This is a genomic window from Pseudomonas sp. FP1742 (assembly GCF_030687145.1).
Lineage (GTDB): Bacteria > Pseudomonadota > Gammaproteobacteria > Pseudomonadales > Pseudomonadaceae > Aquipseudomonas > Aquipseudomonas frederiksbergensis_D.
Map to the genome: position 1 here is coordinate 5,870,961 of NZ_CP117460.1, position 19,510 is coordinate 5,890,470.

Sequence of the window (19,510 nt, forward strand, 5' to 3'; positions counted from 1 at the left end):
CGGCAAGCGTCAACAAGAACCCCGGTTGATCCGGGGTTTTTTGTGGGCGTCTGAAACGCCTTTAACAAGGGGTTTTCAACCGCTCGGCCTGGGTGTTTGCCTGTTTAATTTTTACCAAAAGCGTCTTACATCCAGTCTTAAATTTCCCTCGAAATTTGAACGGGTCGTTTATTCAAACCCCCATCCTGCGCCCGTAAACTCGTGTTTATGAAAAAGAACACTAGCGGCCCACGGTTTAGAGCGCTCCTCGAAGCAGCCAACATCACAACGACAGGATTTGCCGCTTTCTTCGACACGGAAGCGCAAAATATCCACAACTGGTACACCCGCGGTGTGCCCGCTTACCGCATGGAAGAAGTCGCCAGACTGTTGTCCGTCAACAGTGACTGGCTGAAAACCGGCGAAGGCCCGAAAGAGTCCACACGCCTGCGCGTACTCGACCAGTCCGGCAACACCTTCGACGCCCAGGCCATCCGCGGCGTCTACACCGTGGTCGAGTCCATTGACGTCGAACTGCCGTTCTTCAAAGAAACCGCCACCGCCCCCGGCTCCAATAAAACCCATGTCGTCGAAGACCCCGGCCAATCCATCCGCCTGCCCCACAGCCACCTCGACTCCCTGGAAATCAAACATGCCGACGCCATCTGCACCCACATGATCGGTAACAGCATGGCCGAAAAAATTGAAGACGGTTCCACCCTCGCCATTGATCGCGGGTTGACGCAGATCATCGATGGCGAGATCTACGCGATCGAGCATGACGGAATGCTGCGGATCAAGTACCTGCACAGGATGCCGGGGAATGCGCTGCGGCTGCGCAGTCACAACCGTACTGAGTACCCGGATGAGATATTCAGTGCCGAGCAGATCGATAAGCAGAACATCAGGGTATTGGGATGGGTGTTCTGGTGGTCCACGCTCAACAAACGCAGGCCGTCCGTACCGTTCCTGTAAATACGAAGCCCTGTAGCAACTGGCGAAGCCTGCGTTCGGCGCTGCTACGCCTCAGCGCCATCGCTCTACCCCGCACGCCAAGCTGGGAATTCCTCAAAAAAATCAGTATGCTGCGCCCCACATTTGCGCATCGACCCTTCCAAGGCTCAGATCGCACCGACAAGGCAGATCACTTTCTCGCCAAGTCCCACAGCCGGACGCAAGATCCGGGTGTACGTTTTGAAGGCTGGCGCGGTTTACCAAAAATAAACCAAGCCAGTCCCCGAGAAGCCGGCCACAAGCCGGCTTTTTAATGCCTGAAATAAATCCCACCCTGTCCCAATCCCCCAAGCAAGGCCTGTCACCAGGCATCGATCCGTACGCCAGCACCCTCTCAAAAAACCGCCCTCCTCAACTGTCATGGTCGCGCAACCATACAGTTCGTTGCCCACGCCCATCGCCGTACCGGTACTTCCTTCGCCAGGCTCCCTAATCTGCAGGTGTTCACCAAGGCACCCACGCTTCAGCCCGCCAATGGCCCATAAAAATACAATAGAAAAGGAGTTTCAATTGAACACTGATGAAACAGTGGTTGTCACCGGAGTGACATCAGGCATTGGTCTGGCCTGCGCCAGAAAGTTGATAGAACAGGGAAACAAGGTAATTGGGATCGGGCGCAGAACCGAGCGCCTCAATGCACTTGGCGACGAACTGGGCGAACGTTTTTATCCCTTGAACTGCGATGTTCGTGACATCGACTCACTCAATACACAGTTGAAACAACTTCCTGATGCATTTGCCACTATCAGCAAACTCATCAATAGCGCCGGTTTGCTTCAGGGACAAGGGACGTTACTGGAAGTCTCGGACGCTCAAATATCCACCATGCTGGAGACCAATGTCCACGGTTTGATCAATGTCACTCGGGCGGTATTGCCCAAACTGATAGAAAGCGGTTGCGGGCACATCATCAACCTGACTTCGATTGGCGCTCACTATCACTATGCCGGTGGCCATGTCTATGCCGCGTCCAAGGCCTTTGTCGACCACTTCGGACAATGCCTGCGCACCGAACTGGTGGGGTCTAGGGTCCGGCTGACCAACATCGCTCCCGGGAAAACCCGCTCAGAATTTGCCTTGGTTCAATTTGCCGGCGATCAAGCCAGAGCCGACCGGGTGTACAGCACCCTGACGCCGCTTGAGCCGATGGATGTTGCCAACTCGATCCTCTGGGCCCTGCATCAGCCCACCCACGTCAATATTAATCTTATTGAACTAATGCCTGCTGATCAGGAACTTTCGTACCGGTGACCCCATGAGCCAATCTCTTGCCCATTACTATGTCAGAAACAAACTCACACATAAGTTGATCAGCAAGCGTGTGCTGTCACCTATTTCACTTTCCCAGCAACCTCCGGCTGATTTGGTACAGGCACTTTGTATTGAAAGTGAAGTATCAAAGTTGTCAGCTGTTTATGCCCAGTTCCAACACTCGGACGATGGCCAGACGGGCCTTCCCCGTTACATGCCATTTTATCGTTTCATTCAGTCCAAGTTCCCTGGCTTTCAATGGCAGGTCCGTTCCACTCAAGGCAAGAAAACCTTGATTCTGGACAAGCCGTACATCAACCAAAGCCGCCCTTCGCTATTGAATTTGCTGCTGTGTGCCATCAACGACAACACCGCCACGACGCCGGCCTTGAAAGTGCGATACCCCGCCATGCGAGAACTACCGGACGAATTGGTGGTGGATCTTGAGCAGGCCTTTGAGCGCCTGTCATTTACCCAATCCGCCCCGCACTTTGTCGCGCGTTTTGCCCAGGCCCTGGCCAAGGGACTGGCCGGTGAAACCATTACCCTAGTCTCTCCGGTGTGCCCTGATTACGGCTACGAAAACAAGAATGGTCGCCTGCGTTATACCTTCGAACATCTGGGCGAAGGCATCGGGCTGGTGGCCGGACGCGTGGTCAAGACCCTGCCTGACCTGCAAGCCGTGCTGAAAAAGCATGGCATCGATGCCCGGATCGCCGTGGCGGCCGGGGATTTTGAAGGGTTTGACGCCAGTACCCTGAACCGTCTCAAGGAAACACGCGAAGGCTTCGCTCGCAAACTGCGAATCAGCCAGCAGAAGATCCTCGACGTTCTCGGCCCTGACGCCGAGTCGATCATGATCGCCGAAGCTGCCGGTGGCGAGGACTGCTGGCATGCACTGACGGCTGAGGCCCAGCAGCGCCTGGCACATCAGGACAACGGCTGCATCGTCGAGGAGGATCTCGACTATGCCTCTATCTTCAGTGCACGACTGCCGCTCTATCAGGCCTGGCATCAACAACGCAGCAACGAAGAACTGATGCAGATCCTGTATGCCCAGGGTGCGGAGTATGCGGCCATCGGCAAGGTGTTTGCCCAGCAGTGGACCAACCCGATTGTCATCGGGGCGGATCACAATCGCATGCAACCCTTCTATTGGCTGTACAGCACCATTCCCGTCCTCTATCTGACCAGGGTTTACTGATGAGCCCTCGTGAAAGTGCAGGTCAATGCACTCACTACTGTCAGTACGGGCCACAGGGCGATGTCCGCGCCAGCTATGCCCACCTGCCCTTCCAGGGTTTCTGGACCTGGCTGACCGGCAAGGGTCAGGCGCTCACGCCCGAGGCGTTAAAGCGCGCAATGAATGAGAACGGTGAGCGCTTTCTGGTGGTTCATTTGCTGTTCACCTGGTCGGTGATGATTGCTCTGGTGATGCTCGGCCAGGCCGTTCTGGAGGGTGCCTTCTCCACGGGTACGGCGGTGTTGCTGGTACTGGTGGGCTGGGTCCTGATGGTTAACCGCTTGCGCAGCATGCAAGCGACCTTCCACTACTTGACCCACGGCGCGGTGCTCAAGGACAAGGCTCGCGCACAGCGCTATGCCAGGTTGTTTCTGACCACGCCGCTGCTGTACCAGGACTGGGACACCTATAACCAGAGCCATGTGCGCGAACACCACAATATCCACGTGTTGTGTTCTGACACGGATCCCGACCAGCGCTTCATCCGCGAGCAAGGTTTTTACCCGGGGATGCCTGAAGCGGTCTACTGGTGGCGGGTTTGCTGCACGCCCTTTCGCCCCGTTTACCTGATGCGCCAATGGCGTGGGACGTTGCTCGACAGCTTTGTTCGTCTTGACCGTCGTGAAGCGCTGTTTCGCTGGGTGTTCTGGGGCGTATTGCTGACGCTGCTGTGGGCCGCAGGCGGGTTGCAAGCCTTTGGCTTGATGTATGTGATCCCGCGTGCTGTGTTGTTCGAGCACTCCATGTGGCTGCAATTGTTTACCGAGCACCTGTGGTTCTACCACCGGGACGCCCACAGCACCGAGAAAAGCCACTATGGCCGACTGACCTGGGGGCGTTTCCAGGGCCGTACTCCACCAGAAAGCGGGGTCGTCGCCCATGCCGCCTGGGTACTGAAGTGCGTGCTCTACGATCTGCCGGTGCGCTTGTATGTGTACCCGCAAGACTTGCCCAACCACGACGCGCACCACCGCCGCCCCAACGTCCATTACCGGCATATCGCCAATTATCGCGCCAGCGTCGAGCAACAGCCCTCGCCTTATGGCCCGTTCCTCGAAGTCTGGGGGTTCATGGCGGGGCTGTACCTGATTCGCGACCATTTGTGCCGAGGGGTGGCCGAGCCTTTTACCCCTCGGGAATCTGCTTCTCTCAACACCCAAAACAGCCTGTACCCAACGTCCACCTCTCAAGGAGTCTGAGCAATGCAAGAGACGATTCAAGCTGCGAACCACGAACTGCAGAACAACGCCTACGCTTCCCTCAAAGCCTCACAGCTGTTTTCTCAAGAAGACCTGGAGTACATGGAAGCGGCGTGCCAGGTCATTCCCAAAACCATCATCGAAATCGGTGATGTGGGCGAAGAAAACTTTCTCGCGGTGGGACGCTTCATGGAGGACCAAAAAGGCCAGTTGCCCGTGTATCGCAACGATCCCTACGGCAAACGTGTGGTGGAGATCCTCTCTTCGGGAAAAAGCCGTGAGTTCTTCAACGGCATCATGGAAGGCGAGTGCTTTATCCGGCGCTGCCAGTCCAACCTGCTGGAAGCCGGCAACTTCATCGGCAAGCACATCGATACCTACAGCAACCTGGAATACCGCTACTCCGTGGTGATTCAGTTCGGCAAGCAATACGAAGGCGGCGAGTTTTTCATCGAGCATGAAGGCCGCGAGTCGCAATTTAAAACCGGCTATGCCGATGTGCTGATCAATCGCTGCGAGATTCCACACGGCGTGCGCAAGGTAGAGAGCGGCACACGCTCGTCCCTGGTGTTTTTCCTGAGCACCAGCCCATTGGACAAACCCAACCTCAACAACAAACAGATCTGATCGGTAGGTGCGTCCGCCCTTGCAGGGCGGACGTTCAACCGGCGAAACCAGAAGGAAACGTCCCATGACGCAAACCAACGTAGCCAGCTTTCAAGAAACAAAGAATCAAGACCTGCAAGCCTATTTCCTGGGGCTCATTTCGGTCGCGGCCTTCGCCATGACCTTGCCGGCGGCAAAAATGCTCGCCGGCGACCTCAGTGCCCTGCAAGTCGGGTTCTTCCGGTCGGTGTTGGCTGCGTTTGCGGCAATTCCCTTTTTGCTTATCGGTCGGGCAAAGATTCCCAACCGCTCGCAAATCAAGCGAATGTTGCTGACGTCCACCGGGATCGTTTATGGCTTTCCGATCCTCACCGCGCTCGGCATGCAATACGTTCCGGTCAGCCACGGCGGCGTGGTACTCGCTGCACTGCCGCTGTCCACTGCGATCTTCGGTACCCTCATCACAGGCACTCGCCCATCCAAAATGTTCTGGGCGGTCTCAAGCCTGGGCTTCCTGGTGGTGATGGCCTACACCGTCATCAAGTCGAATGTCTCGGACATCTACATCGGCGATCTGGCGCTGCTGGGCGCCGTGCTGCTGGCCGGTTTTGGCTACGCTCAGGGCGGTGCACTTTCCAAGGAACTGCCGGGCTGGCAGGTCATGTGCTGGACCCTGGTCATCAGCCTGCCTGTGCTGCTTCCGGTCAGCCTCTGGCTCTATGACAGCCAGACCATCGCCAACCTGCCTGCACAAGGGGTCGCCGCCCTGCTGTTTCTGGCCCTGATCAACTCGCTGCTGGGCTTCTTCTCATGGAACCGCGCCCTGGCCCTGGGTGGTATCCAGCGCATCAGCCAACTGCAGTTGCTGCAACCGTTCTTCACGTTTGCCTTTTCGATCTTCCTGATGGGCGAGCTGTGGAACTGGCTGACCCCGGCCGTCTGCGCCATCGTCATCGTGCTGGTCTGGTTGTCCAAGCGCATCTGAACAGGGTCGCGCGCCGGCTAACCAGCGCGCTCCCATCCACGTGTTCCTCGAGGGGGCTTTCAGCCCGGCTGTTACCCCCTCTCCACACCCAGACGGAAACCCGCCCATGACTTCTTCGAGCTTTTTTCGTCCCGCCTCAGAGCAACAATGGGACGCCTCGCAGTATGAAAACAACGCCCGTCTCGTCGCTCAGCTCGCCAACGGCGCGGTGGAACTGTTGGCCCTCAAGGCTGGCGAGCGGGTCTTGGACATCGGTTGTGGCGACGGCTACCTGAGCGAGCAACTGGCTCGGCAAGGCGCTGAGGTGGTGGGTTTCGATTACAGCCCGGAACAGGTGAAAGCCGCACGTTTGCGCGGCCTGGATGTGAGGTTGGGTAATGCCGAAGAACTGATCTTTCACCAAGAATTCGACGCAGTGTTCAGCAACGCCGCCATGCACTGGATGCGACGTGCCGACCAAGTCGCCCATGGGGCCTTTATGGCACTCAAACCCGGTGGACGTTTCGTCGGTGAGTTCGCCGGTGCCGAAAATGCCCTGCTGATCCGACGGGCGATCCACGGCGCCCTGGAGCGCCGATCCGTCGATGCGCAAGACATTGAGCCCTGGTACCTGCCCACCGCCGGAGAATACCAGCGGGTACTGGAGAACGCGGGGTTTCACGTCAGCTTCATCAGTTGGTTCGAACGACCCCTGGTGCTGGATTACTCCATTGCCCAATGGATACAAACCTTTGGTAGCCCTTACCTGACAGTGCTGCCGGTTGAAGCCCGCGCGGATTTTCTGGAGGAAGTGACGGAGGAATTGGCCAATGACCTGCTGGACTCCGATGGCCGATGGACAGTGGATTACACGCGCCTGCGTTTCAGAGCTGAAAAAAAGGCATAGCCCCACAGAACCTGCCTGAAAAAGAGCGACACGCTGGATCAATCAGCAATACCGTCGAACTGGAATTAACGATATGTCTATAAAAACCAATGGATTAGCGTTGAAATCTTTTTACGCCGACGCCCGGGTGTGGTCGAACCAGGACGGCAAGCCGCTGTTCTGGATCGATGACATCAGCCTGTCCGTCAACGGCTTGGAAATCGTTGAAGACTCTTTCATTCAATCACTGCGCGACAATGATGAAGTCCAGATCCTCAACGGCGTCATCTACTCCTATGAAGACCTGGGGGAAGTGGCCACCCTGGCGGAGTACTTCAAAAGCTGGCAAGACACCCATGACGCGCCGCCGGGCAGCAAGATCGACAAGCATCAGGCTAACCCGGGGCCAAGTCTCAAACGCTGTGTTCCGTGACTCCGCGGGCTATTTCGCTACCGGTCTGAGCATCGATGAAACGCTTGAACTGGATGTCATTGCAGTGGCTGACGTTCAGGCGAATATATTGATCGTAATCCCGGGTGTTGCTGAACAACGAGCCTGGAGCCAGAAAGATGCGGGCGTCATGGGCCCGTTCGATCAGACGGCGAATATCCACCTGCGCGGGGAAACGCCCCCAGAGAAACAAACCATCCACGCTGGGTTCATCAAACACCACGCCTACCTTGCCCAGCCACTCCCGAGCCCTGACACGCTCCTGCATCACCCGCTGGCGCAGAACATCCAAATGATGTTGATAGCGCCCGGACTCCAGGGTGTAGGTCACGATGGTTTCGTCCATCGATGAGCCGCACAACAGGTTGTACATCTTCTGCTCCACCAGACGCTCGACAAAGGCCGGTGGGGCCGCCACATATCCAAGGCGCAGGGCAGGACTGAGCACCTTGCTGAAACCGCTGATGTAAAAGGTGCGATTCAAACCGTCCAGGCTGGCCAGTCGAAGTGTTTGCTTGGCGGACAGCGAACCGAAAATATCATCTTCAACAATATGAAAATCATACTTCTCGGCCAGCGAAAGAATCTTGAACCCCTTGGCCGGGGAGGTATTGCCGCCCGTAGGGTTGTGGATCAGGGTCTGGGTCAGGAACAGTTTTGGCCGGTACTTGATCAGCATGGCCTCCATGGCCTCCAGATCCGGACCGTCCCCCATTCGTGGCACCGTGATGATGTTGAAATCCCGCCCCTTGATCAGCTTCAACTGCAGCAACAAGTAGCTCGGGTCTTCGACCAGCAGGTAATCACCGGGCTTGAGCATGACGTTGCGAATCAGCGAGAACGCGTGAGTAGCCCCCACCGTCACCACAATCTGGTTGCTGGAGGCATCGATTTGAACCTCTCGCAACTTGCGCGCAATCACCGAGCGCAATTGCTGACTCCCCGCAGCGGGGGCCGGAACGCTGCAAGACAGCGTGTTACGTATCAGCCGTCCGGTAACAGAAACGGGTACAGCGTCAGCCAGCCAGGACGGCGGAAAGTAACCTGAACTGACCGGGATATCGTATTGGGAAGGGTCCAGTGCGCGGTACAGAAACCCCGCATGCAGGCTGGACGGAGGAATCAACTCGTCCAGATCCTTGAGGCTTCCCGCAGGACTGGTCGCGAGAATGAAGTAACCGGCCCCGGGGCGGGACTCGATAATGTGCTGCGCCACGAGGTCCTCGTACGCGCTGCTCACCGTAAAGTTACTGACGCCCAATTGTTTGGAGAGCGCCCTGACCGAAGGCAACCGACTGCCTTGAACCCATTGGAAAGATTCAATACGGGCAATAATTGCATTTCGGATCTGGTCCACCAACAGCGTCTTGCTGCTGCGATCTATCTCAAACATCTCATTCCCTTAATGAACAACCGCCACCATGGTCTTCCTGATGCCTGGCAAAGAGCAGGCCGGTGATCGACAGGCCATCGTGCAAGCACTCGCGTGCGAGATAGTAACCTGGAATTTTTGTAAGCAAAGTTTACGCCAGTGCTCGAAAAACACCTTGTCTATTCCGTCGGATAAAAGCTCAGGGATATGAATGGGTTTTCATGGGGTTAGCGGACATTTTGATCCAAAGGATCAAGGTAGAAGTCCTGTTTGCCAAATATCGGTTGAGAATGATCAGGTATTGGGTCCAGGGTAAGTCTCAGCAGCGCCGAGACTATCTCATTTACGGATAACTAAACCCCTTAACCAACGTCAACTCCCCCACCGCCCGCATCGGCACCAGGAACGTCTCCATCTTTTCATCAGGCGTCCCCTCCTCCGTAATCACCGTCACTTGCGCGGTGGTCAGCGGTTGAACAGCCTCTTCCTGCCCTTCGTCATCACTGCGATACCCGCCGCCGTAGTAGTTCACGTACACCAGGTATTGCCCTTTGATCGGCGCCGGCATGGCGAAGATTTCCGGGCCGTAGCCGGTGGTCACGTCCACATCCAGCGCCGCGCCATTGGGCGCGACACGATCGCCGTACCAGATGTGTGCGCCATCGGGGGTGATGAGGTGCAAGTCCAGATCCGTGCCGTCGCTGTCCCAGGCCAGCAGCACTCGCAACTTGGCTGGGGTGGCGCCGCCGTTGGCATTGAGGAACTGCGTGCGGTGGCGTTGTTGGCCATCGGGGCTGCGGACTTCAACGCTGTTGCTGCCTTTGGGGAATGAGAACGGGCGATCGAAACGGCCGGCGGGGTCAATTTTCAACGGCATGCTGACGCCGTTGACGATCAGTTTGCCGGGTTCATTGCTCTTGGGGGTGGATTGGATCTGACCGGTAATGCGCGCCGTGTTGGCCTGGCCCACCGGGGTATTAACCGACGAAGCCGGGTAATTGACCGTCTGACGAAAGTTTTCGCCATCGCCTTCAGGAGCGCCGGTACGCCAGCCTCCCATGGGCGTATCAAGTTTCACGGCGGCAAATGTCGCCGGCAGTACGCAAAAAGCGCAAAGGAACAGCAAGACCTGTGGATAACGGAGTTTCATGGCCTATTCCAGCAAGAGGTGGCGGGCGAGCCCTTCGATGTAGGTTTCATCCTGGCCGTTAGGGTGTGCTTCGAAGGCCAGGTGCAGGTATTCGTGGGTCAGGTCGAGGCGGTCTTGCAACGACAGCACGCCGCGCACGTAGATGCGCTGGCGTTCGCGGTCGACAAACGGACGACCAAAGGCCAGGCGGCAGACCGCAAACGTGCTGACTTCGTTGTAGCCAACTTCGTTTTCGAGTCGTTGGCGCCAGCCGCGGCGCTGGTTTTGCAGCCAGTCCTGCGCGGCGGGCAGTGCTTCGCAGGAGGCGACGGGGTTGTCCCAACGGCTGAGGCTGGCGCGCGGATAGGCATGCAGCAGGATGGCGTCATAGCGTTGGCCGGCATTGGCCTGTTCGACGGCTTGTTGCCAGGAGAGTTTGTCCGGCCCCGGTAGGTCGGAATGATAGGTGACGGCGGTGCCGGCCAGGACCAGATCGCTGGTCCACGCCGCGATGTTGCGCGATTCGCTGGCAGCCGGACGTGGCGCAACCCGTTGTCGGCTGCTGCTGTCGTCGATGCTCAGGCACTCGCCATTGCGGGTGGCGTTTTGCAGCAGGTAGGTGCGGATCGCGACGGCCAAGGCTTTGGCTGCTTCGACGGGTTCAGGCCTGGCTTCACGCTGCAGGACGCGGGCGACGTATTCTTCACGATCGAGGCGGGCGATGAGTTTGTCTTTGAGCAAGAACAACTCGCCGTCGCTGTGGATATCGAGTTGATTGCCGTTGGCGAACTCGACGCGATAGTCGCCTTGCAAAGGGCCGGGCGCTACAACGCGATCCCCCGACAGCACGCGTTTCAGTGGATAACGCGCGAACAGGCCGACCTCTACGCACTTCCCAGCCTCGGCTGGCCATGACGAGGGCAGCACCGTCGCCAGCGCCTGACCATAATGGCGCAACACCATTTGGCTGGTGCCGCGCCCACCGGCCCAGATCGGCGTGCCGTCCGCCGTCCAGCCTGCGAATCCGCCCTGGCGTGACGAAGGATCCTGATCCCCCAGCCAACTCCAGGTTTTCACCCGCAACCGACCACCGAGTTCGCCCACGACATTGCCGTCCGCGGCATTGAGCACCACATCGAGCAATACCCTGCGGGCCTGATCCTGCGCGGGCATTACGGCCAGCACCTTCAGCAGCTCAGCCACCGAAACCCGGGTCTGGGGTTGCAACGACGGCAAGTCCAGCAACCACTTCGGCGCTTGCTTCGCCTGCCAATACTCGCGCCACTGCGTGCCGGTAATGCCCAGGCGTGCAGGCTCAAAGTACAACCCGCAGGACTTCACCAACGCCTGATCACGCCCGATCGTGCCGCCCACCGTGCAGCAATAAACTTCTTCCTTCGATTGCCCGCGACATTCATAAGCCGGCTCGCGTGCGCCGGTGTCCACCAGCCAACCGTAGACAAACAGCTTCCACAGGCTGCCCAGCGGCGTCTGCAAATCTGCGGGCAATGGCTCACGCGAGATCACCTGAGTCCGGCTCAACCCAAGCAATTCACCCTTGAAGCCCAGGCGCAACGGTTCGTCCTGCGCTGTCGCCAGCACAGGGATCAAACACAGCAGTAACCAGACCAGAGGCCGGGTCATGTCAGTTGACCGTGACCTGACCGAGTGCCGGTTTCTGTTCCTGAGCCTGATGCTGTGGCGCGTAGACCTGCGTGAAACGCACCGGCGGCAGGTTGAACTGGCCTTTTTGCGAGAAGCGCACCAGATGACGCAGGCGCAACTCGCCGCTCAGCGCATCCACTGGCACCGCATAGGCCATTTGCCCCGGCTCGAAACGGGCCTTCTCCAGCGAGGTCGGCTCGGTGCCGGCCTTGCCCATCAGCTTGATGCCCCACGTGGTGCGCTCGACGTCCGCACCCGGTGGCAGCGGCACTTCGAGCATGCCGTAGCGCAGCGGTTTCGCCGCTTTGCTGGTAATGATCACTTCGTCCAGGTACAGGCTGTCGCTGGACAATGGCTTGGTGCCAACCGCTTCGAGTTTGAATTCGAACGCTTCATCACCCGGCACCAGACGCGACAGGCGACGGGTGATGGTCACAGGCATCGGTTCGATTGCCGGTTGTTTGGTCTGGAAGCTCAACATGGCGCGTAGCGGGCGCTCTTGCGTCCCGGTCAGCGACAACGCCGCTGGCACTGGCGAGGAGCCCTGCCACGTCCAATACATCTCACCGGTATCACTGTAACGTTTCTTCCAGCCCTCACCCGGTGCCAGTGCGATGGTCGGAGAGGCCTGCTCGATGCTGCGTTGCAACCAGGTCAGCGCCAACGCGCGTTCCAGGGTCGATTGCTGTGGCAACAGACGTTGCAACAACGCTTGCGCGTGGGCCTGATCGAAGGCTTGCAGCGACAGGTTCAGGGCTTCGACAAACGGTTGGGCGCTGGCGGCCACTTGTTGTTGCGCCGCGTCCACTTGGCGACTGAACGCCGGCGGCAGATTGACCTTGGCCTGACGCGCCAAAGACGCGGTCAGCACCCGAGCACTGGCCAGCCCCAAGGCCGAATCCGGATCGTTCATGACCAGGCTCTCTGCGCCATCGTCCATGACGCTCGCCGCTTTGCCCTCGCCGGCTTTCGCCAGATCATCCATCAAACCGCTGAGCAACGTGTTCACCGGCAATTGCATCTGTTTGGCAAACGACAGAATCAACGCACGCTGCAACAGCGGCGTGTTCTGTGCCTGTTTCGCGTACACCTCCAGCACCCGCTGCCAATGCTCCGGCGGCAAAGTCAGTTCCAGCGCCTTGCTGGCGTGCCAGTCGGCGTAGTACGCATAGGCGGTGAGGAACGCATCCGGCTCGCCGTCAAAGCCCCACCAGGTGAAGCTCGCCGATGGCCCGGCCATTTGCACCAGCCGCAGACGGCTGTTCTGCATGATCAAACGCAAGCGATCGCGGATCTGTGGATTCGACGACAGCGTTGGATAGGCGATGCTCAGCGGCAGCAAACGACTGGCGGTTTGTTCGACGCCGCCGTACGGATAGCTCAGCAGATCATCGAGGGCCGAGCGGAACACCGCTTGCGGGCTGTCATCCAGACGCAGGCGAATATCCGTGGCATCCGTCGGCAGGGTCAACGGCGTGTCGCCGCTGACCGCGTCCAGGCTTTGGCTCTGGGTCACCTGCCAGCCTTCGCCAGTCGCGGTCAGGCGCACAGCCAGTGCGTCGGCGGTTTTGCCGTCCTGCACCAGCTCGGCGGTCCAATCGCCATTGGCCAATGTGAACGCCGGCAACGGGATGTAGTTGATGCCGTTGTTCAAAGTGACCGGCACACGTTGCTCGGCACCGGCGTAATGAATCACCAGCTCAGCCTTGACCGGTTTCTCGGCCTGACTGAAAGCGAATACGCCAAGATCCGGTTTGTCGCCGCTGCGGAATTTGGTCGGGCCGCTCCACTTCAGGTACAGCGGTTTTTCCGAGCGCACGAATTGCTTCTTCTGCCCGACCTGGCCGTCATCGGCGATGGCCCGGGCGGTAATGCGCCAGCGGGTCAGGGAGTCCGGCATCTTGAAGGTGAAGCGGGTTTTGCCGTTGGCGTCGGTGATCAATTCCGGCTGCCACGCGGCGGTGTCGACGTCCTCACGACGCGGCCGCTCCAGCACTTTCACCCCGCGCTCGCTGCGGTTGGCTTTACCCGGCGCGCCAGGACTGCCCGGCAGTGCCACGTCGTAGCTGATGAACGACAGACTGGCGCTGGTGCGCACGTTGTTACGGCGTGGGTGATAGAAGAACTGGTCGATGGTCGGCGCGACTTCCGGTTGCAACGCGTAGATCATTTCGTCGACCACGCTGACCGTCAGGTGCGCCGGAATCGGCTTGCCGGCGAACTGGGTGGTGAGGTCCACGGACACGGTATCGCCGGGTTGATACGCCTCTTTGTCGGTAGTGATCGCCACATCGATCTGTGGCGCGACCACCTTGATACCGGCGTTCTGGAAGCTGTACTGACCGCCCTTGGTGTAGAGCACGGAGAACGTCAGGTTCGGCGCGAAGTTGTCTTTCACCGCGATGCGCGCGCGGTATTGGGTGTCGCTGAGTTTTTCCATCTTCAGCCAGTCGCCACCCTTGGACAGCAACGCCGTGGCCTCGACCTTGTCGCGCTCGAGCGACAACAACGCATCGCTGACCGGCTCGGGGAAAGTGATCAACGCGAGGGCTTCGTCACCAGCCTTGTACTCGGGTTTGTCGAGGACGATTTCCACGGTGCCGGGCACCGCTTTGACGCCATCACCCGTGACCGAATGGCCGGTCGCGCCAAGCACGCGGCCGTGATCATCCTTCAGCGTCAGGTTGTAAGTACCCGGACGGTCGAAGGCCAGGCTGAAGCCTTTGTCCTTGGCGGCAAGTTTGCCTTCGCCAGTGGTCTGGTCTTCGAGTCGCACCCAGCTGTAGCTGCTCGGGTTGACCGCTTTGCTTTGCTCGCTGCCACCTTCGTTGGCATAGCTGAAGGCAACCTTGCTGCCCACCGCGCTGAACCGTTGCGGCGCGCTCAGGCGGAAACTGGCGGCGCCCCGGTCGATGAGGATTTCCTTGGTAGTCTTGACCCGATACGCCGCACCATCGCTGGCGAATACGGTGAGCATGTAGCGGCTCGGTTTCTCGGCGGCGGGCAGGTCAAGCGTCGCGTTGCCCTTGGCATCGGTGGTCAGTTCGGCACTGGTCAGCTCCACCGGGAATTGCCCCAGGTATTGCAGTTCGTTATCGACCATCGACAACTGCTGGGCGCGCAGGCTCAGGCTCACCTTGGCGTCGGCCACTGGTTTACCGTCCGGGTACAACAACACCAGACTGCCCTTGACCGGTTCGCCGGTGCGGTAATCCTGCTTGGCCAGGTTCAGAGAAATCTCGAAGTGCGGCTTGATGTACTCAGCCACGCGGAAGGCACTGCTGTAGGCCTGATCCTTGTAGCTGAAACGCAGCTCATAACCACCTGCCACCGCATTGTCCGGCAACTGGAAACGGCCCTGAGTACCGGCCTTGGAATCGAGCTTCAACGCCAACGATTGCAACGCCGTGCCGGTGGCATCGAGCACCGTCACATTGACATCGGCAGCAGTCGGTGCCACGGAATCCCGGGCATTCTTGAACTCGCGGCCGACGATTTTCAACGACACCCAATCACCCGGCCGGTACAGCGGTCGGTCGGTGAAGGCATAGAGTTTGGTGTCGTAGATTTCGCTGTCGTAATAGAAGTTCTCGGAGACGAACACCCCGCCCTCTTCGTCTTCGCCGATCACGAACGAACGCTCGGGGCTGACGTGTTTCAGGCGCAGCAAACCATCGGCATCGGTGGCGCCACTGCTCATCACGCCCAGGCCATCGGTCCACAGCACATTGACCTTCGGCACCGAACTGCCTTCGTGTTTGCGCGCAGCCCACACCAGCAATTCATCACCGGCAATCTTGCTCACGGCCACGGTGTTGGAAACGAACACCATGGTGGTCGCGCGGTACTTGCCGATCAGCGCTTCCACCAGGTACAGGCCCGGCTTCAGGTTGCCCAACGGGATGTACACGTTGCCCGGCGAGACACTGACGAACTCGCTGGAAGAACCGACCAGTTTCACGCCTTCAGGCGGCTGGATCGGTTTGGCTTGCCACAGCGGATAACGGAATTGGCTGACCACCGGCAGACCCGGAATCAACGCGAATTGTGGCTGAGCGTCGTAAGGCGTTGGCGCGGCGATGGCGGTGCCCATCTTCAGTTCCGGCACTTCCTCGGTGACTTGCTTGCGCGACTCGTAGGAAAACGCCCGCTGCATCACTCGACGGGATTTGCGGTACCAGTTGTCCCACAGGTACGCGAGGGTGTTCGACAGGCCTTCGCCCTTGAACTGGCCGTCGCTGACCACGCGGTGCAGGTTCTTCTGGCGCTTGAGGAAATCCAGCGGCTTGTCGATGCGATACACCCGAATGTCCGCACCGCCGTAAGGCTCCATGCGAAACCGGCGATAGTCACGACCCGGCGCTTCGAGGCGTACCACCGCCTGTTCATCGCTGGCGAAACTGCTGTCGGCCAGGAGAAAAAAGCTCTCACCGGCCACCGGCGTGTAGCCGCTCGGCTCGACGGTGTCTTCGGCGTTGACCGCCGACAGAGGCAGAACCAACGCAAGCAAAAGAGGCAGTTTTGAGCAAATGCGCAACATGCGGGCACCGATCATTGGGAGAGAAAGTTCAGTCGATAGACGCCGATGAAGTTGGGGTTGGCTGCGTCGGGTATCCATCGGGTGTCCTTCCATGTCATGAGTTGCTGCAGGCTTGCGGAGCGCATGCCGTTGTCGGTGGGGGTAGTGGTGCCGGTGTGATAGGCAATGAAGCGGCCCATCCAGATCATCAGGTGCTGGTCATCGCCCTGATCGAAAAACATCAGGTCGCCAGGCCGAGCCTGGGCCAGATCACGGCCGACCAGATGGCTGTTGAACTGAATCAGTTTGATCGCGTTGACGTAGGGCCCGACCTTGCCGCCGCCCTGCTGCCATTGCTGGGCGAGGCCGCGTTGGGCATCGCTCAGTTGCAACTCCGGCGGCAGGTAGCGGTTGGACAGGCCATTGCTGCGCAGCCATTTGTCGTCGTGGACTTTCAGCGCTTCGTTGGCGGCAAACCGCACCAGCCCGGCGCAGTCCTGCTGGTACCAGCGCGGGCTCGGGCCTTGGGTCAATTGTTCCTGGGCGATGCGCACGAACCAGGCGCGGAATACCTGGGATTGCTGCGGGTCGAGCGCGGCGGCTTCGCTGGCGAATGTGCGCGTCCCCAGCAGCAACGCCAGCAGACCAAGGCCTCGGATAAGTGCGGTCACAGGGCTTTCCACTCCAGCGGCAGCCATTGCCAGTGGCCGTCGGGCTCGCTGCCTTTGGGCAAGGTCAGGGCATATTTGCCGTAGCCGCCGAGGGTGCGCAGTTTCGGGATCAGGTAGGTTTGCGCGGCGTTGTAGAACACCGGCTCCATGTCCTGCGGCAGGCTGTCGAGGGTTTCCTGTTGCATCAGTTGCGCCATGGAATCGGGGCCGAAATAGATCGGCATCAGCAGGTCTTTGGGCAGCACGTCAGCCAACGGCGGGAAGCGTTTGTCGAGGGTGCCCAGCGCTTTGTCGACGAGTTTGTCGTCGAGGGAGAACAGCAGCGTCGAACCGTGGCGCGCCAGGCTTACGCGCATGAAGGCTTTGCCGGTGATCGCGTCTGGCTGCTCGGCATCCTTGGCCTTATAAGGACCGAAGTTGGAACTGACCTGACGCTGCCACTGATGGGTTTTACCGTCCTGTTTCTCGACCACCGGGAACGCGTGCTCGGCAACGTTGCCTTCGTAAGCACCGACCATCGAGCTGAACAGGTTGCCCAGGTCGCCGTCGAGTTTGGCGCCGTCATCGTCATTCAGGCTGGCCACCAGCAGCGGTGTGTACAGCCGCGAGTCGGCGTACCAGCACAGGCCGGCGGCACCGGCCATGTGTTCGGTGAGGGACTGGGCCACGGCTTCGTCGGCGCCGAGCTTCACCAGCAACGGTTTCTGTTGTTCGGCGGCCAGTGGCAACGCTACGCAGGCGCTGGCACCCATGGGCATGGCTTGCCAGACCGGTTTGAAATCGAAATCCGGCTGGTTATCCACTTCGTCCATGGCCAGGAAGCTGTGCCAGCCCTTGTCGTCCATGTCGAAACGCAGGCCGGCGAAGTTCGGGATGAAGCGCTGGTAACCCATGGCCAAAACACTGGAATTGACCGAAAGGCGTTGTTTTACCTCGGGCGCACGGGGCGGCAGGCCGAAGGCTTCGGGGAACAGTTTGTCGCCGTTGAGCAAGGCAGCGATCGCCTTGGTCGAAACGCTGCCGGTTTCCTCCAAGGCGCCGTTTTCCGGATCGTAGAGTTTGGCCGGATTGGACAGCACCACCAGCTTGTCGCCATGGGAGGCGAACACCAACGCCTTGCTGGCGTTGTAGTTGAGCTGATAGAGGGTGACGGTGTCGGCACCAACTTTCACTTCGCTGAGCTTGCTCAGCTGCGAATCATCCAGCGCCACTTTCGCCAGCGGCTCCAGCACCTTGGCCAGTCCGCCGCGATCCATCACCAACAGGAAATCCTTGAGACGCCCATCCGCCCCACGCCACAGCGCCACATCCGCCGGTTGATCGAAGAGCTGCTCGATCAGGCTGTCCTGCAGCTTCAGGTCATGCTCGTAAATGATCCGCCGCAGGCTGCCGATCAAGCCGAGACGGTCGGCGTGAGCTTCGTAATAGAAGACGAAATCTTCGGTCAGGGTTTCCTTGAGGAACGGCACGGCCAGCAGATCCTTGGGCAGCTGACTCAAGGAATGGGTTTCGAGCAAGCCGTCCGGCCGGCTCATGCCCAGTTTGTCACTGGCCAGTTCCGCAGGCGGAGCCTTGGGTTTGTTCAGGAACCACCCCAACCCGCCTGCCACGCCGGCCACCAGGCATAGCCCGATCACCAGCGCTGGCCAGCGGCGAGGAGGTTTGGCAGCGGGTGCGGCGGCCGGGGAAGCGGCTGGTGGAATCGTGTTATCACTCATGTTCACAAACCCAATTCATCCGTGGTGCGGGATGTTTAATAGTTGAAAGTCTTGACCAGCAGCAGGTCGCCGATCGCCCGCAAGGGCACGATGAACGTCTCGCGTTTTTCGTCGACGGTGTTTTCGTTGAGCACCAGGTTGATTTGCGAGGTGATCACCTCGTTCTGGTTGCTGTTCTCATCGAAGTTATAGCCGCCGCTGCCGTAGTTGCCCCAATAGTTCACGTAAACCAGATAGGTACCGTGCATCGGCGCGGTCATGGTGAACATTTCCGGGCCGGGGCCATCGACACCGTCCGGGTCCAGCCCACCGCCGTTGCTCATCGCCGGACTGGCCCAGAACGCGTGCTGGCCGTCGGGGGTAATGATGTGCAGGTCGAGTTCGGCCTTGGGGTCGTCCCAGCCCAGCACCACGCGAATCCGCGCCGGGGTGCGCAGGTTGTTGGCTTCATAGAATTGAACGCGCTTGAGCGACTTGCCCTCGGAACTGCGCACTTCGACGCTGTTGGAACCGGCGCCGAACGCATAGGGCCGGGCAAAACGCCCTTGATCGTCGGTGTACAGATTCAGCGGATTGCCGTTCACCGCCAGGCTGTGCGGTGGTCGGAGGGTGCCGAGGGCCTTGAGCTGGCCTTCGATCATTGTGCGATTGCGCTGCACACCCCGGTCGATGGGCGGCGTGGGGTAGGCGACGCGAGGATTTTCACTGCGGTCCAGCAGACCGTGATAGCGCCAGCCGCCCACCGGTTCCGACAACTCGGCCGTAGGCTGCTCGGCCCACGCCACCTGAGCGCAGACCAGCGTGATCAGCAGTGAAATAACCCAACGCATGTGACGCCTCCTG

The 19,510-nt window shown here is 59.4% G+C and carries 15 protein-coding genes; 8 read left to right on the top strand and 7 right to left on the bottom strand.

Annotation, left to right across the window (positions count from 1 at the left end; all coding sequences use genetic code 11):
• Nucleotides 1-207: 207 nt before the first annotated feature.
• From PSH64_RS26625 to PSH64_RS26660, 8 genes are all read left to right on the top strand, one after another.
• Nucleotides 208-954 carry a helix-turn-helix transcriptional regulator gene (locus PSH64_RS26625; protein WP_105343565.1) on the top strand — a complete coding sequence of 249 codons (747 nt, stop codon included), beginning with the start codon at nt 208-210 and terminating at the stop codon, nt 952-954.
• 549 nt (nt 955-1,503) lie between these two features.
• The gene (locus tag PSH64_RS26630) at nt 1,504-2,244 is read left to right on the top strand and encodes an SDR family NAD(P)-dependent oxidoreductase (protein WP_181150672.1); all 741 of its coding nucleotides are present in this window, start codon (nt 1,504-1,506) and stop codon (nt 2,242-2,244) included.
• Between the two features lie 214 nt (nt 2,245-2,458).
• A complete protein-coding gene (locus PSH64_RS26635; RefSeq protein WP_105343558.1) occupies nt 2,459-3,448 on the top strand; it encodes a hypothetical protein in 990 nt (329 codons plus the stop codon).
• Nucleotides 3,448-4,686 (top strand): hypothetical protein, encoded by a 1,239-nt coding sequence (locus PSH64_RS26640; RefSeq protein ID WP_305479176.1) that lies wholly within the window; start codon nt 3,448-3,450, stop codon nt 4,684-4,686. The genes PSH64_RS26635 and PSH64_RS26640 overlap by 1 nt, the downstream gene beginning before the upstream one ends.
• Before the next feature lie 3 nt (nt 4,687-4,689).
• Complete coding sequence (locus tag PSH64_RS26645) at nt 4,690-5,313, top strand: 2OG-Fe(II) oxygenase (protein WP_105343554.1); 624 nt, start codon at nt 4,690-4,692, stop codon at nt 5,311-5,313.
• Nucleotides 5,314-5,377: 64 nt separating this feature from the next.
• Nucleotides 5,378-6,277, top strand: coding sequence for a DMT family transporter (locus PSH64_RS26650; RefSeq protein WP_105343552.1), 900 nt, complete (start codon nt 5,378-5,380; stop codon nt 6,275-6,277).
• A 106-nt stretch (nt 6,278-6,383) separates the two neighbouring features.
• Nucleotides 6,384-7,163: a class I SAM-dependent methyltransferase gene (locus PSH64_RS26655; RefSeq protein ID WP_105343550.1), complete on the top strand. Its 780-nt coding sequence runs from the start codon at nt 6,384-6,386 to the stop codon at nt 7,161-7,163.
• Nucleotides 7,164-7,236: 73 nt separating this feature from the next.
• Nucleotides 7,237-7,575, top strand: a complete 339-nt coding sequence (locus PSH64_RS26660; RefSeq protein WP_146114690.1) for a hypothetical protein — start codon at nt 7,237-7,239, stop codon at nt 7,573-7,575.
• Here PSH64_RS26660 and PSH64_RS26665 read toward each other — a convergent pair.
• From PSH64_RS26665 to PSH64_RS26695, 7 genes are all read right to left on the bottom strand, one after another.
• Complete coding sequence (locus PSH64_RS26665) at nt 7,556-8,986, bottom strand: PLP-dependent aminotransferase family protein (RefSeq protein ID WP_105343546.1); 1,431 nt, start codon at nt 8,984-8,986, stop codon at nt 7,556-7,558. The genes PSH64_RS26660 and PSH64_RS26665 overlap by 20 nt on opposite strands.
• 322 nt (nt 8,987-9,308) lie before the next feature.
• On the bottom strand, nt 9,309-10,115 hold the full coding sequence (locus tag PSH64_RS26670) for a YfaP family protein (RefSeq protein WP_305479177.1): 807 nt from the start codon (nt 10,113-10,115) through the stop codon (nt 9,309-9,311).
• Nucleotides 10,116-10,118: 3 nt separating this feature from the next.
• Entirely contained in the window at nt 10,119-11,738 is a 1,620-nt protein-coding gene (locus tag PSH64_RS26675) for a DUF2300 domain-containing protein (RefSeq protein WP_305479178.1), read from the bottom strand.
• Between the two features lies 1 nt (nt 11,739).
• The gene (locus PSH64_RS26680) at nt 11,740-16,299 is read right to left on the bottom strand and encodes an alpha-2-macroglobulin (RefSeq protein WP_370694459.1); all 4,560 of its coding nucleotides are present in this window, start codon (nt 16,297-16,299) and stop codon (nt 11,740-11,742) included.
• Nucleotides 16,300-16,310: 11 nt separating this feature from the next.
• The gene (locus tag PSH64_RS26685) at nt 16,311-16,976 is read right to left on the bottom strand and encodes a DUF1175 family protein (RefSeq protein WP_064620638.1); all 666 of its coding nucleotides are present in this window, start codon (nt 16,974-16,976) and stop codon (nt 16,311-16,313) included.
• Nucleotides 16,946-18,667: a DUF2138 domain-containing protein gene (locus tag PSH64_RS26690; RefSeq protein ID WP_305479180.1), complete on the bottom strand. Its 1,722-nt coding sequence runs from the start codon at nt 18,665-18,667 to the stop codon at nt 16,946-16,948. The genes PSH64_RS26685 and PSH64_RS26690 overlap by 31 nt, the downstream gene beginning before the upstream one ends.
• A gap of 35 nt (nt 18,668-18,702) precedes the next feature.
• Nucleotides 18,703-19,497 (bottom strand): YfaP family protein, encoded by a 795-nt coding sequence (locus tag PSH64_RS26695; RefSeq protein WP_305479181.1) that lies wholly within the window; start codon nt 19,495-19,497, stop codon nt 18,703-18,705.
• Nucleotides 19,498-19,510: the final 13 nt, after the last annotated feature.